At 70.0% G+C, this 14896-nt stretch carries 5 protein-coding genes; all 5 read right to left on the minus strand.

Annotated elements, in window-relative coordinates:
- Positions 1-12: 12 nt before the first annotated feature.
- Complete coding sequence (locus tag MF270_RS21070; RefSeq protein WP_238367763.1) at positions 13-9666, minus strand: choice-of-anchor Q domain-containing protein; 9654 nt, start codon at positions 9664-9666, stop codon at positions 13-15.
- A 292-nt stretch (positions 9667-9958) separates the two neighbouring features.
- On the minus strand, positions 9959-10900 hold the full coding sequence (locus MF270_RS21075; RefSeq protein ID WP_238367764.1) for an ABC transporter permease: 942 nt from the start codon (positions 10898-10900) through the stop codon (positions 9959-9961).
- Positions 10897-11949, minus strand: a complete 1053-nt coding sequence (locus MF270_RS21080) for an ABC transporter permease (RefSeq protein WP_238367765.1) — start codon at positions 11947-11949, stop codon at positions 10897-10899. Before MF270_RS21080 ends, MF270_RS21075 begins: the two co-directional genes overlap by 4 nt.
- A complete protein-coding gene (locus tag MF270_RS21085) occupies positions 11939-13480 on the minus strand; it encodes an ABC transporter ATP-binding protein (RefSeq protein WP_238367766.1) in 1542 nt (513 codons plus the stop codon). The genes MF270_RS21080 and MF270_RS21085 overlap by 11 nt, the downstream gene beginning before the upstream one ends.
- Positions 13477-14862: an amidase gene (locus MF270_RS21090; RefSeq protein ID WP_238367767.1), complete on the minus strand. Its 1386-nt coding sequence runs from the start codon at positions 14860-14862 to the stop codon at positions 13477-13479. Before MF270_RS21090 ends, MF270_RS21085 begins: the two co-directional genes overlap by 4 nt.
- Between the last annotated feature and the right edge of the window lie 34 nt (positions 14863-14896).

A 14896-nucleotide genomic window follows, 5' to 3' on the forward strand; every position in this document is an offset into this window, starting at 1 on the left:
CCGGGCCGGCGGTCAGAGCGGGATGTCCCAGCCCGCGATCTCGTAGATGCCCCCGGACAGGCTGGTGGCGTAAAGCGCCCCCAGCCCGTTCGCGACGATCGCGGTGACGTCTGGCAGCGCATCGACCCCGGTCTGGGCGAACTCGGTCGCGTGGACCGGATCGTCCCGGACCGCCCAGAGCCGCCCACTTTCGAAATCGCCCACAACCACGGCCCCCGACAGCCCGCTGCCGTCGTCCAGCACGGCGCCGCCCACGGGGATGCTGCCTTCGTCGTGCCCGTAGACGAAGGACGGAAAGCGGAACGTGTCCCGCTCCGGCTCTGGCCCCGCGCCGACGAAGGCATCGCCCTCGAAGAGGTTCCAGCCGAGGTTCGCCCCGGCCTCCGAAGGATCGAGGATGTTCAGCTCGCTCTGCGCGGTCTCGCCCCACTCGGGCACCAGCAGCCGCCCGGCAGCGTCGAACCCCAGCGACAGCGGGTTGCGCAGCCCGTAGACATGGACCTCGGGCGCGCCGGCCACGCTGTCGGCAAAGGGATTGCCCGCCGGGATGCCATAGGCCCGCCCCCCCGATGGGTTGTCCACGTCGAGGCGCAGCACCGTGCCCAGCAGCGTGCCGGCGTCCTGGCCATTGTCCAGCGGATCGTCCGCCCCCCCGCCATCGCCCAGCGACAGGTAGAGATAGCCGTCCGGCCCGAAGGCCAGCCCGCCGCCGTTGTGGTTGTCGTAGGGATTGTCGATGCGCAGGATCTCTTCGGCCGACAAGACATCCAAAGTGCCGTCGGTGGCGGATACCTCGTAGGAGCGCAGAACGATATCCGGCGGCCCGATCCCGTCCGGCTCGGTCAGGACGGCATAGAGACGGCCGTTGGTCGCATGGTCGGGATGGAAGGCGAGGCCGAGCAGGCCAAGCTCGATCCCGAAGGACGCCACACTGCCGCTCAGATCACCAAAGACCTGCGACGTGCCGGTGGCGAGGTCAAAGGCACGGATGACCCCCGTGTTGTCGAAGACGTAGAAGGTCCCATCGTCGCCCGGCGCGAAGGCGCCGCCGCGCAGCGCGTCCTCGGAATCGCTCAGCTCGGTCACCACCAGCGTCGTGACCGTGCCCGAGGGGCCGATGTTCACCGTCACCTCGGCGGTGTCGAAACCACCCCGGTCATCGCCGATCTCGTAGGTAAAGCTGTCGGTCCGCGGCAGGCTTCCGTTCACCGGCGCGAAATACGAGATCGTGCCGTCCGGCGCGATCTCGACCCCGCCAAGCTGCGGCGCCGTGACAATGCGAGTGACGGTCAACGGATCACCGTCCGGGTCGCTGTCATTGGCCAGCACGTCGATCAAGACCACTTCGGCCGAGACGGCCGTGGCGACATCGGCATTGGCCACCGGCGGCCGGTTCGGGGCCGGGCCGCCTGTCAGCTGCGCATGATCGAAGGCCGAGACCACGCCGGTGCCGCCAAAGGCGATCCAGTCCACCGTCTCGCCCACATGGTTGGTCTCGGAATCGGCGCTGGTGTCTTCCTCGACCGAGACGATGAAGCCGTCCAGCACGGTGCCTGCGCCCCGCGCCCAGGCCGGGTCCGCCCCGCCGAAAGTCGAGACCTGCGCCAGGGTGCTGCCGCCGAACGCCCCGCCGGGCACGGCAATCTCGGCCCCCAGGTGGGTGACGCCTGCCGTGCGGCCCGCGACCCAGGGCAGGCCGTCCGACGCGCCGCTGCCGGGCTCGAAGGCCACCCAGCCCAGGGTTTCCGCCTTGTGGCCGCCGCCGTTCAGCGCCTCTTCCTCCTGCATCGACAGCTCGAACCCGTCGGCGGTCGTGGCCCGCTGGCGCGACACCACGAAATCGGCGCCATTGGCGCTTTGCACCTGGCTCAGCACCACTGGCGCGGCGCCGAAGGGCGTGGCAAAGGCGACCGGGTCGAACCCGGCCGAGGTCAGCTTGTTGCCGGTCAGGACGCCCGCCTCGAACCGGGTGCCGTCGCCCAGCACCCAGGACCCCGCCTCGACCACCATGTAATGCACGGTTTCGGCCGCATGGCTGCCGTCGAGATTGCCGGGCTCCTGCAGGCGCAGCGTCAGGCTGTTGCCCGCGATCGCGTCGACCCGCACCGTCACCGGCGCGCCGCCGGATTCGGTGGCGACATGGGCAATCACCACCGGATTCTCGTAGCTGTTTTCCAGCGTGACCGTCTTGGCCAGGTGGCGCAGCGACAGCGTGCCGGTCTCGAGCACCGGCCGCGCCGCCTGCGCCGCCAGCGTCCCCGGTTCGGAAAAGACGAACCAGTCCACCGTCTCGCGCCCATGGAAGGTTTCCGCGTCCGCGCTCGTGTCCTCTTCGGCGAACAGCGAAAAGCTGCCCGCGCCCGCCCCTGTGCCCCGCGCCCAGGCCGGATCGGAGCCGCCGAATGTCGAGAGTTGCGCGATGGGGTTGACCACCGTGTCAAAGCCCGGCGACAGCGCCACCGTGGCGCCGCCGCTGTTGACCCCGCCGGTGGATCCCGCCTGCCAGTCCAGCGGCCCCTGCGACCAGGCCCCGGGCGTCAGGGCGATCCAGCCCACCGTCTCGACCTTGTGGCCGCCGCCGTTGGTCGCCTCTTCCTCCTGCAGGGCCAGCGAAAAGCCCGTGGTCGTGGCATCCTGCTGGCGGGTGACAACGAAATCGGGGCCGTTCGCGGACTGCACCTGGCTCAGGATCGCGGGCGTGGTCTCAAAGCCGCGTTCGAAGGTGATCGGCTCGAACCCGGCTGAGGTCAGCCGGCCGGTCTCGTGCAGCCCCGCCTCGAACAAGGTGCCGTCGGGCAGCATCCACGACCCGGCCTCGGCCACCAGGTAGGTGACCGTCTCGGCGACGTGGTTGCCGTCGAGATTGCCGGGCTCCTGCAGCCGCAGGGTCAGGCTGTCCCCGGCGATTTGGTCGATGCGCACGGCGACCGGCTGGCCGCCGTTCTGGCTGGCGACATGGGCCACCACCACCGGGGTGTCGTAGCTGCGCCGCAGGGTGATCGTCTGCGCCGCGGCCTGCAAATCGACCGTGCCGGTCTCGGCAAAGGTGCCGGGCGCAAGGGGCTGGTACTCCACCGCGCCGATGTCGATCCCCTCGCCACGCTGGCGCAGGTAGCCCAGGCCACGCGCGTCGAGCGGGTAACGCTCTGCATAGTCGAGGTCGTTATCGAGGTCGTAGGGATCGGTCGGCCCCTGCCCTTCGTTGCCCTGGTCTATCGCCGCGCCGCCGGCTTTGAGCGCGATGGTCGGCACCGCGCCGCCGGTGTCGGTGAGCCGGGCGCGCCCACCCGAGACCTCGCGGAAGATGTCGTCCAGCGCGATGGCGGGGCCGATATTGTCAAGATAGGCACCGATGATGTTGTCGTTCAGCTGCAGATATTCACCGAAGAACGCGCCGCCGCGCTGGTCATCCACGTCGCTTTGGCCGTTCCCGGCCACGATGCTGCTGACGATGTCGATAAATGCCTCGTCACCCGAGCCATCGCCCGCATGGTTCAGGAAGACCCCGTCGCCCCAATGCAGGGTGTCCCCGCTTGCACTGGCCGTGATCGCCGTGTTCCCGGTGACGGTCGCGTTCGAGAGGATGGAATATTCGTCCTCGAAAACCCCGCCCCCGGCCGCAAGCCCGTCCGGGTCCGAGGCCGTCGAGAGGCGGGTGACTTGGTTATCGGCAATGGTGACCTGGGCCAGCTCGGACAGAGGGCCGCCATTGTAATATCCGCCGCCCCCGATCCGGGTGTCAAAGGTCATGACCGCGCCGGTCGAGGTGACGCTGTTGTCCGAGATCGTGCTGTTCCAGATGCGGATGCCGCCGTAATTGGCGATGCCGCCGCCCACCGCGTCGCCGCCGTCGATGGCGACGTGGTTGTCATGGACCCAGACATGGTCCAGCCAAAGATTGCCGCCGATGTTGCGGATGCCCGCCCCGCCGTCCCGACCGAAATCCTCGGGCGCGTCGACAAAGCCGCCGGTGATCTCGAGACTGTTCAGGAAGACGCCCGCGTAACGTACGTCGATGGCCCGGCTCAGGCCGCCTGCGTCGAGGGTGATGTCGGCCTTGTCGTCGCCGGTCACATCGCCGTCGATCGTCACGTAGCGGCGCAGGATCACCTGGCCCAGCGCCAGGTCGATGGTTCCGCCCGCCAGCCCCGACGCAAAGGTGACCGTGCCGCCGGTGTCGACCAGCATCAGCGCCTCGCGCAGCGACAGGTCCCCGGCCGAGTAGTCTCCGTCGACCTCGTCGACCAGCGTGTCGACCACCACGGTCTTGGGCGGCGTGGCCTGCGCCTCTGCCGCGCCGATATCCAGCGCGGAGCCGACGATGCGTGGCCCACCGGTCGCATCGACGGGCAGCAGTTCGTCGGTGTCATCGTCCCCGTCGAGATCGAACCGGTCGGTCACCAGTGTCGAGGGTCGCAGTTCGGCGTAGAAGTTGAACGCGTCGCCGGTGTTGATCAGCGGGCTGCCCAGCAGCGGCAGCATGGTGGGCACCGGCCCGCCATTGTCGCCCAGCGCGCCCAGCACCGGGTCGAGCCCGTTGAGGGCCATGCCGACCGAGTTGACGAACCCAAGGCCGACGGACTCGACGTTGCCGATCAGGCTGTCGTCGGTCCGGAGACTGCCGAATTCGCGCAGCTCGACATCCCGGGCTTGGCCCGCGCCCGCCGTGTTGGTGGCGATGACGGAATTGGTGACGATACGCCCCTCGCTGGAATAGTCGAACCGGTCGGTGATCAGGCTGATCCCGCCGCCGCCGCCATCCGCGTGGTTGCCGGCGATGGTCGCGCTGTGGATCTCGAAGCCGCGCAGCTCGGTCCAGATGCCGCCGCCCTGCCCTGTCGCCGTGTTCTCGGCCAGGGTCGTGTTGACCAGCACGAAGCGTTCGCTGACCTCGTCGTCGATCACGCCGCCATTGTCGAACCCGGCATAAAGGCCCGCACCGTCCTGCGCGGTATTGTCGTGCAGGGTCGTGTTGACCAGGGCCAGATTGGCCTCGAAGGCGGCGATGGCCCCGCCCTGGACGGCCTGGTTGCCCCGCAGCGTGCTGTCGATGATCGTCCAGTCGATGCCCGCGACCGAGATCTGGTCGCGGCTGCCCAGCAGGATCGCGCCGCCGATCCCGGCATTGCCGTCCTCGAGCGTCAGGCTGCGCAGGGTGACCCGGCCCGCCTGCCCGCCGAAGATGCCGAAGCCGCCCCCGCCCGAGATCACCACGTCGGCCTTGTCGTCGCCGTCGATGTCGCCGTCGATCTCGACCCCGTCGGCCAGGTCGATCCGCCCGGTCAGCTGGATCGTCGCCCCGGCCAGCCCGGGCGCGAAGGTGATGCGCCCGCCGCCATGGGTCTCGGCCAGCATCGCGGCCTCGCGCAGGCTCAGCCGGCCGACCGCATAGTTGCCGTCGTCCACGTCGTCGGTGGTGCTGACCACCAGCGCCATGCTGTCAAGCTCGGCCGCGCCCAGGTCGACCTCGGCCCCGATGACGCGCGCAAAGCCCGCGCCGCGGGCGTCCACCGGCAGCGCCTCGGCCGTGTCGGCATCGCCGTCGAGATCGAAGCGATCGGTCGGCAGCTCGGACGCCGCGCCGGCGTCGACGGCCAGCCCGCCCAGCGCCAGCGCCACGGTCGGCACCCCGCCGCCGTTGTCGGCCAGCTGGCCGCCGCCATGCGCCGAGAGCCCGGCAAAAACCACCCCCGGCCCGACCGGCTGCACCAGCGTCGTCCCGATGTAGAGCCCGCCGTCCTTGATATTGCCGCCCAGAAAGCTGGTGTTTGTCAGCTCGGGCCCGAGGTAGACGCTGTCGCTGGCGTTGCCCGACACGATGCTGTTGGCCATCTCGAGCGTCGCCGGCCCGAACCCGCCCGAGCTGATCCCCGAGAAGGCCACCGACACCTCGAGCCCGTTCGCGCCGCCGTTGACCGCGTGGTTGCCGGTGATTGTCGCGTTGCGCAGTTCGGCGCTGCCGTAGGTAATGATCGCGCTGCCCGCGCCCGGCATGACGGAAAAGCTGTTCGTCGTCTCGATCCGGTTGTCGGCCAGCGTGGTGTTGATCAGCGTCACGCGGTCGTCCAGCGTGGTGCCGACCCCCAGGATCCCACCGCCGCGCATGCTGGCCGAGCTGCCCGCGGTCGGCGACAGGTCGGTGATCACGGCGTTGTCGCTGACAGTGGAATTGACCAGCGTCAGCGGTCCGAAGGTCGAAATGCCGCCGCCGCCGCTGTCCCAGGTCGTGCCCGTCCGCGTGTCGTGCACCCGGTTGCCGGTGACATGGCTGTCGCGGATCACCAGCTCGCGCGTGAAGGAGGTGTGCTGGATGCCGCCGCCCCAGAGCTCTCCGTCGTTGCCGCCATCGGTCAGGGTGCCCCCGGTGATGACAAGGCTGTCCAGCGTGCCGCCGCCGCTGGTCATCACCCGGCTCAGCCCGCCCGCGTCAAGCGTGATGTCGACGCCGCCCGCCCCGCCGGCATCGCCGTCGATGGTGATGCCCCGGCCGTGGCTCAGCTCGGTCCCGTTCAGCATGATGGTGCCGCCCGCCAGCGCGGCGTCGAAGGTGATCAGCCCGCCGTCGGCCACCAGCGCGAGCGCCTCGCGCAGCGACAGGTTCTCGGCCGAGACGTCGCCGTCGAATTCGTCCACCAGCGTGTCGACGACCAGATGGGCCGGCGACACGCGTTCGACCGCACCGATGTCCACCGCCGGACCGGCCACGCGGTCAGAGCCGGTGGCGTCGCGAGGCAGCCGTTCGCCGGAGGTCACGCCATCGCCGTCGAGGTCGTAGAGGTCGAGCGGCAGCAGCAGGTCCGAGCCGCCGTTGACCAGCAGGGAGCCGAAGAGCGGCATCATGGTCGGCGCAGGTCCGCCGTTGTCCTGCAACGCGCCCAGCGATGGGTCTCCGGCCGACAGGATCGAGGTCAGGGTCGTGGCCGGCGTGTCGGTCAGGTCGAGATCGCCCGCGAAGACGCTGTAATGCGCCTCGATAACCGCGTTTTCGGCCACGATCTCGGGCGCGGCGCTGTCGAATTCGTTGGCGAAGACCGAATTCTCGATCACCATCCGCACGTTCGTGGTGCTTCCGTCGCCCAAGGCGTCGCGGAACCAGACCGCGCCCGTCCCGACGGTGGCGACATTGCCGGCCACGGTGCTGTTCTGAATCGCGACATGGGTGCTCGAGCCGGGCGTGCTGTTGCTGTCCTCGATCGACATTGCCCCGTAATGTTCCGCCGAATTACCGGCGATCGTGGCCTGGGTCAGCGTGACGCGAATGTCACGGTCGGCCAACAGGCCGAAATTGTGGACGCTGATGGCGCCGCCCTGCTGCGCGCTGTTGCCCGAGAGGGTGGAGTTGACAACGGTCAGGTTGCCCTCTGCATGGATGGCCCCGCCCTGCCCGGTGGCCGCGTTGCCATGCAGATGGGCGCTCAGCACGGTAAGGTCGGTGTCGCCGGCGCTGCGGATCGCACCGCCTTCGCCGGCCGTTCCACCGGTCAGCTCGAGATGAGCAAGCGTCACGGCTTGCTGCGCGAAGACCTCGAAGATCCGCCGCCCGGCCGCCGCAACCACGGTCACGTCGCCCGAACGGTCGCCATCCACGTCGCCGTCGATCGTCACCCCGCGCAGGATCGACAGCTGGTCGCCGGCCAGCTGGATGCTCTGCCCGGCCAGCGCCGCGTCGAAAGTGATCGTGCCGCCGGTCGCCACCAGGTCCACCGCCTCGCGCAGGCTGAGATTGCCGGCGGAATAATCGCCGTCGACCGCGTCCGACAGGCTGTCGACGACAAGGCTGACCGGACGCGGGTCCAGCGTGATGGTCAGGTCCGCTTGGATTGCGGGGTTGCCTGAGCCGGTCGTGTCGCTGACCCGTACGGTCACCGTGAAGCCCGAGCCGAGCGCGGTTTCCAGGTCACCCGGATCGACCACGGTGACGATCCCGGTCGCCGCGTCGATGGCAAAGGGAAGCAGCGCATCGCCGTCGCGATCCGTGTTCCCCGCGACCAGCGCGAAGGCAAGGCCCGCATCGGTGGCCCCGCCTTCGCCGTCATTGGCATCGACATCGAACACGACCGTTCCGGCCGCACTGGCTTCCAGCAGCGTCACGGTTTCGGCCCCGTCGGCCAGCGCGCCTTCGAAGACAAGGACCGGCCCGCTGTAATTGACTTCGAAGGCGCCGATATCCAGCCCGCCGGTGTCGACCCGGGCGAACCCGGGTCCGCGCGCATCGACCGGCAGCGCTTCTGCCGTGTCCAGATCGCCGTCCAGATCCCAGGTATCGACCGGCAGGGCCGAATCCAGCCCCATGTCGACCGCTACGCCGGTCGAGGACAGCGCGACGGTCTGCACCCGCCCGCCGTTCTGCGCCAACGCCCCGGTCGAAAAGCTGCCGCCGCCCGAGGTGTTGGTCGGAACAAGGGCCAGTGTCTCGAAGACGTCGCCAGGGCTGTATCCGGTCAGGTCGCTGCCCCCGGACGGGCCGTCGCCGACCAGGTTGACCCCGCCGAAGGACAGGATCGGATCGCCGCCGCCCTGCGATTGCGTGAAAATGTCGTGGCCCGAGCCGGAATCGCGGGCGACGTTGCCCAGGACAATGCTGTTGGACAGCAGCAGGCCTGCCTGCCCCTGGGCATGGATGCCGCCCCCGCCCACCGCTGCATTGCCGGTGAAGGTCGAGCTGTGGATCTCGGCCGTGGCCTGGCTTTCGACCCGCAGGCCGCCGCCTTCGTCCTGGCCGCTGCCCACGGCGATGTTGCCCCAGACCGTGGTGTTGACCATGCTGAGATCGGCGGTCGAGCCCGAAACATGGATGCCGCCCCCGCCCCGCCCTTCGGAGACGTTGGTGGCCACGAGGCTGCCTGCCAGCACCGATTGCCCGCGCAGGGCAAGCCCGCCGTAGCGCCCGGCGATGTTGTCGGCGATGGTGCTGGCGATGATGTCGATATCGCCCTCGGCATAGATGCCGCCGCCCTCGTCGGCGCTGTTGCCTTCGACCACTGCGTTGGCCAGCCGCACATGCGCGGCCGCCGACACGAAAAGCCCGCCGCCAAAGCCGGAGGTCACGCCGCCCGACAGGATCATCGCGTCGATCTCGGCATGGGCGGCGGTGACCGACATGACCCGCTGCCCGCCCGCGCCGTCCAGCCGCACGTCGGCCACGTCGTCGCCGTCCACGTCACCATCGAGGATCAGGTCCTCGGCCAGGGTGATCTGGCCGAGCGTGAGCGTGATCGTCCCGGCAAAGGCAAAGGTGATCCGGTCCCCCGCGGCGGCCCCCACGATCGCCTCGCGCAGGGACAGCCGACCGTCGCTGCCGTCGATGACATCGGCCATCGTATCGACCACGTGCACGACGCCCGAAGGCGACACGTCGCCCGGCGCGGCGGGCCGCGGCGCGGGCTCGGGCACCGGGACTGGATCAGCCAGATCCGCCCCGCCCGAGGGGGCCGCCGGTTCGGGGTCCGGAGCCGACGAGGGGTCCCAGATCGGCGCCACGGGCCAAGCCGGCCCGCCCTGTGTCAACAGCCCCTGCACCCGGGCGATCCCACCCGTGTCGGGGGCCAGGGCGTCTTGCGGCCAGGGGGCCGGCACTGGCTCCAGGTCATCACCCAGCCATCCGGCGTCCGGATGCGACAGCAGCGCGCGCCAGTCGAGGATCGGAAAAAGATCGAATGGCTGCATGACGTGGGCCCTCTCATCCGCGCCGGGCGCCGCCGCTCGCGCGGGTCTGCCGAATCGAGCACACGGTCGAAGCAGGTGAAACCGGCCGGAAACGGCCTGTTACGAGAGCACGAGAAGCCGCCTCAGGCTTACGTAAGGTTACCATGGATCGGATGTCCGGTCACGGAGAGGCCGCGCACAAGCGGGCTGTTTTCCGGGGGCGCAGGGCCGGATATGCAATCCTGGATACGCACCGCAAGTCCGCCTGCGCGCCATGGTCGAACCCGGCGCGCGGCGAAAACAGGGATTCGCCTTAGCGCTCGCCGCGCCGGTAGGGCTGCATCAGCGCCTGCGGCACCCGGGCGCGGCGGGCCATCAGCACCAGCGCCACAATGGACAGGATGTAGGGCAGCATCAGGAACAGCTGGTAAGGCACGCCCTCGACCACCGTCTGCAGCCGCAGCTGGAAGGCGTCGAAAAAGGCAAACAGCAGCGCCCCCAGCAGCGCCCGCGCCGGTTTCCACGAGGCAAAGACCACCAGCGCCACGCAGATCCAGCCCCGCCCCTGCACCATCGTCGGAAAGAACGAATTGAACGCGGCCAGCGTCAGGAACGCCCCCGCCACGCCCATCAGCGCCGAGCCGGCCATGATCGTGCCGATGCGCAGCCGGATCGGATCGATCCCCTGCGCGTCGACCGCATGCGGGTTCTCGCCCGCCATGCGGATCGCCAGCCCCAGCGGCGTGCGGTTCAGCCCCCAGGCGATCAGCACCACCAGCGCCAGCGCCAGGTAGGTCGGCGCGGTCTGGTTGAACAGAACCGGCCCGAGGAACGGAATGTCGGACAGTACGGGGATGCCCATCGGCTGGAACGGCTCGATGGTCGGCGGAGAGGAGGCCGTGGGCACGGCAAGGCGAAAGACGTAATAGGCAAAGCTCGACGCAAAAAGCGTGATGCCCAGGCCGGTGACGTGCTGGCTCAGACCCAGCGGCACGGTCAGCAGCGCGTGCAGGAACCCCATCGCAGCCCCCGCCAGCGCGGCGGTGACGAGGCCGGTCCAAAGGTCTCCGCCCCCGTAGACCGTCAGCCAGCCGATCATCGCGCCGAAGGTCATGATGCCTTCGATCCCGAGGTTCAGCACCCCCACCCGTTCACACAGCAGCACGCCCAGCGTGCCCAGAATCAGCGGCGTGGCGATGCGCAACACCGCCTCCCACATGCCGACAGAGCCGAGGATATCGAGAAGCACGGTCATCGGCGGATCCTGTATTGCGCGAGGAAGATCGCGACCAGCATGGTCAGCAGCGACAGCGCCACGGTCACGTCGGCGATGTAGGACGGGATCGACAGGGCGCGCGACATGCTGTCCGCCCCGACGAACATGATGGCCGAGAAGAGCGCGGCGAGGATCACGCCCAGCGGGTTCAGGTTGGCGAGCATGGCGATGACGATGCCGGAATAGCCGTAGTTCGGCGACAGGTCCGTGGTGACGTAGCCCTTGACGCCCATGACCTCGATGGCGCCGGCAAGGCCCGCGAGGCCGCCCGAGAGGCAGGCCACCACAACCAGCGTCCGTCCCAGCGGCACGCCGGCGAAGGCGGCGGCGCGCGGGTTCAGGCCGGCGGCGCGGGCGCGGATGCCGAAGACCGTGCGCGCCTGCACCCACCAGACCGCGACCGCCATGGCCAGCGCGATGATCAGGCCGATGTGCAACCGCGTGCGGTCCATCAGCTTGGGCAACTCGGCCGTCGTCGGCACGGGCACGGATTGCGGCCAGCCGAACGCCATGGGGTCCTTCATCGCGCCGTCGATCATCAGCGATACGAACAGGACCGCGACGAAGTTCAGCAGCAGTGTCGTCACCACCTCGTCCACGCCGAATTTCAGCCGCAGCCCCAGCGGGACCAGCAGCAGCACCATCCCCGCCACGGCCCCGGCAATCAGGCACAGCAAGATCGCCAGCGGCGCGGGCATCCCCGCCACGGCCGGGATCATGCCGAAGGCCGCGACGGCGAGCGCACCGAGGTAGAACTGCCCCTCGCCGCCGATATTCCACAGCCGCGCGCGGAAGGCGACGGCGGCGGCAAGGCCGGTCAGGATCAGCGGCGTCGCCCGAGTCAGCATCTCGGAGATCCCCAGCCGAGAGCCGAACGCGCCCTTGAGGATCAGCCCGTAGGCGCGGATCGGGTTGGCCCCGGCGATGGCGATCAGCACCCCCGCGACGATCAGCGCCGCGACAATGGCCCCCACAGGTGCCAGCACGGTCAGCAGCCGCGACGGGTGATCCCTGCGTTCAAAGCGCATCTGCCGCCTCCGCCTCGATGGCCTCGGCCGCCGACCAGTCGCCGGCCATCATCAGCCCCAACAGCTGCGCATTGGCCCGTTCCGCCGGGATCGCGGGCGACAGGCGCCCGTTCACGATGGCGCGGATGCGGTCCGACAGGCCAATCACCTCGTCGAGGTCTTCCGAGATCAGCAAGACCCCCGCCCCGCGCCCCCGTGCCTCGAGCAGGCGCTCGTGGACCCCCGCGATGGCGCCTTCGTCAAGGCCGCGACTGGGCTGGGCGGCGACAAGGATGTCGGGCCCGGCCTCGAGCACGCGGCCCAGGATCAGTTTCTGCATGTTCCCCCCGGAAAGCAGCCGGATGCGCCCGTCCACCGTCGCGCCGCGCACGTCGTAGCGGTCGATCATTTCTTGCGTCGCCGCGCGCGCGGCGGCGCGGCGGACGATTCCGCGGGCCGAAAACTCGGGCGACCAGATCCGCTCCAGCACCGCGTTTTCCCAGGTGGACATGTCGCCGATGGTACCCTCGGCGTTGCGGTCCTCGGGGATGCGGCCGATGCCGGCGGCGATGGCGTGGGGCACGTCGTGCACCGTGACGTCCTGCCCGTCCACCAGCAGCGTGCCGCTGTCCGGCGGGTAGAGGCCCGACACCAGCCCCGCCAGCGTCGTCTGCCCGTTGCCCGACACGCCGATGATCCCCAGCGTCTCGCCCGCGCGCAGACGGAAACTGACGCCATGCAGCGACGCCCCGCCCTTGCCGCCAAGGCTCAGGTCAACCGCTTCCAGCAGCACCCGGCCGGGGGTTGCGGGCGGTCGCGCAGGTCGTTCGACCTTGCGGCCGACCATCAGCTCGGCCAGCTCTTCCTTGCTGGTCTCGGCGGTGCGCCGCTCGGCCACCACCCGGCCCCGGCGCAGTACCACCACGCGGTCCGAGGCCGACATGACCTCCTGCAGCTTGTGGCTGATGAAGATCAGCGACAGCCCGTCCGCCGTCATCTGGCGCAGCGTGGCAAAGAGCCCCTCCGCCTCCTGCGCGGTCAGCACGGCGGTGGGTTCATCGAGGATCAGGATGCGCGCGTCGTTATAAAGCGCCTTGAGGATCTCGACCCGCTGGCATTCGCCGACCGACAGGTCCGACACGCGCGCGTCCGGGTCGACCTTGAGGCCGAAGCGATCCGACAGGGCGACCAGCTTGGCCCGCCCAGCGGCGCGGTTGGACTTGAGGCGCCAGAGCGGTTCGGTCCCGGTCATCACGTTGTCGAGCACGGTGAGGTTCGGGGCCAGCGCGAAGTGCTGGTGCACCATGCCGACCCCCGCCTGGATCGCGGCGCGGGAGCGGCCGGGGGGCAGCTCGGCGCCGTTCACCTTCACGGTGCCCTCGTCGGCGGTGTAATGGCCAAAGAGGATCGACATCAGCGTCGTCTTGCCCGCGCCGTTCTCGCCCAGCAGGGCCACGATCTCTCCCTTGTCGAGGTGCAGCGACACGTCCTCGTTCGCGGTCACGGGACCGAATCGCTTGGTGATCTGGGAAAGCTCGAGGACGCGGGTCATGTCTGCCCTCCGAAAAGCGGGATGGGGTGGGTCCATGCGTTGGCGGCTTCCAGCTGTGCGCCCAGCGCCAGCAGCCGCAAATCGCCGCCCATGGGGGGGGCAATCAGCTGGACGGGCAGCGGCAGGCCCGCGTCGTCCGCGCCCACGGGCAGGGTCAGCGCCGGGGCGCCGGTGAAGTTGGCCAGCGCGGCGAAGGGGGCGAAGGCGTCCATCCGTTCGAGTTGCGTGGGCGGGTCGCGGTGATCGGTCGGGAAGGCGCCGAGCGGCGGCGGGGCCGTCGCCAGCATCGGGGTCAGCAGGATGTCGGCCCGGTCGAACAGCGCCCAAAGCTGGTGCGCGGCCTTGGTGGCGCCGTCGAGCGCGGTCCAGAGCTCGGTCGCGGTCATGGTCTGCCCCGCTTCGATGAAGCCTTGAGTCAGCGGTTCGGTCTTGGCCGCATCCAGCCCCGAGGCCACCAGCGCGGCCAGGTTCACCGACACGATCCGGCCAAAGGCGCGGGCCGAGGCGCGGCGGATCAGGGTCAGCTCCGCGGCGGGAATGTCGATGATCTGGTGCCCTGCGGCCTGCAGCATCTCGGCGGCGGTTGCGACGGCCTCGGCCCGCACGGGGTCGATGCCACGCGCGTCGGTGATCAGGCCGATGGTGAGCGAGCCGCCCTCGGGCAATTGCGACGGGTCCGGGTACGGCCCCCGCGCCGCACCGGTCACGCAGGGCCAAAGCGCTTGCGCGTCCCCGATGCTGCGGGTGACGGCGAACTCGGTCGCGATGCCGCCCAGGTGGTTGCCGAAAGACGGCCCGCCCGGGATCGCCCCGCGCGACGGCTTCAGCCCCACCAGCCCGCAGCAGGCCGCCGGCACCCGGATCGACCCGCCAGCATCCGTCGCATGGGCCAGAGGGACAATGCCCGCCGCCACCGCCGCCGCGCTGCCGCCCGACGACCCGCCCGCGATGCGCGTCGGATCAAGCGGGTTGCGGCAGGTCGGGCCGATGGCGGGTTCGGACGACAGCGACAACCCGAACTCGGGCACCGTGGTCGCGCCGAAGGGGCGGAAGCCCGCCGCGCGGAACCGGGCCGAGAGGTCGCTGCCGCTCAACCCCTTCATCCGCGCCAGCGCGGCCGACCCTGCGCGCATGGGGATGCCGTCGAAGGGCCCGCCGAGGTCCTTGACCAACAGCGGGACGCCCGCGAAGGGGCCAGCCTCCGCCTCCGCCGGATCGGTCTCGGCCAGCCAGCAGGAGGCGCCCAGATCGGCCATTTCGGCCGCGCGCCCCCGCGCCAGCCGCATCGCCTTGGCCTGCGACAGCCGCCCGCCCGCGATCGCCGCGGCGAGACTGCGCGCATCACTCAGGGCCGGGGCGATGTCTGTCACGAGGTCTTCCATTCAAGGCCCCGCCCGACACGCGCCGGGCGGGCAA

This window comes from Mesobacterium pallidum (genome assembly GCF_019966535.1).
GTDB lineage: Bacteria > Pseudomonadota > Alphaproteobacteria > Rhodobacterales > Rhodobacteraceae > Mesobacterium > Mesobacterium pallidum.

Excerpts from the sequence above, each read along its gene's own strand:
- MF270_RS21070 (WP_238367763.1), bottom strand. The coding sequence starts at position 9,666 with ATGCAGCCATTCGATCTTTTTCCGATCCTCGACTGGCGCGCGCTGCTG.
- MF270_RS21075 (WP_238367764.1), bottom strand. The coding sequence starts at position 10,900 with ATGACCGTGCTTCTCGATATCCTCGGCTCTGTCGGCATGTGGGAGGCG.
- MF270_RS21080 (WP_238367765.1), bottom strand. The coding sequence starts at position 11,949 with ATGCGCTTTGAACGCAGGGATCACCCGTCGCGGCTGCTGACCGTGCTG.
- MF270_RS21085 (WP_238367766.1), bottom strand. The coding sequence starts at position 13,480 with ATGACCCGCGTCCTCGAGCTTTCCCAGATCACCAAGCGATTCGGTCCC.
- MF270_RS21090 (WP_238367767.1), bottom strand. The coding sequence starts at position 14,862 with ATGGAAGACCTCGTGACAGACATCGCCCCGGCCCTGAGTGATGCGCGC.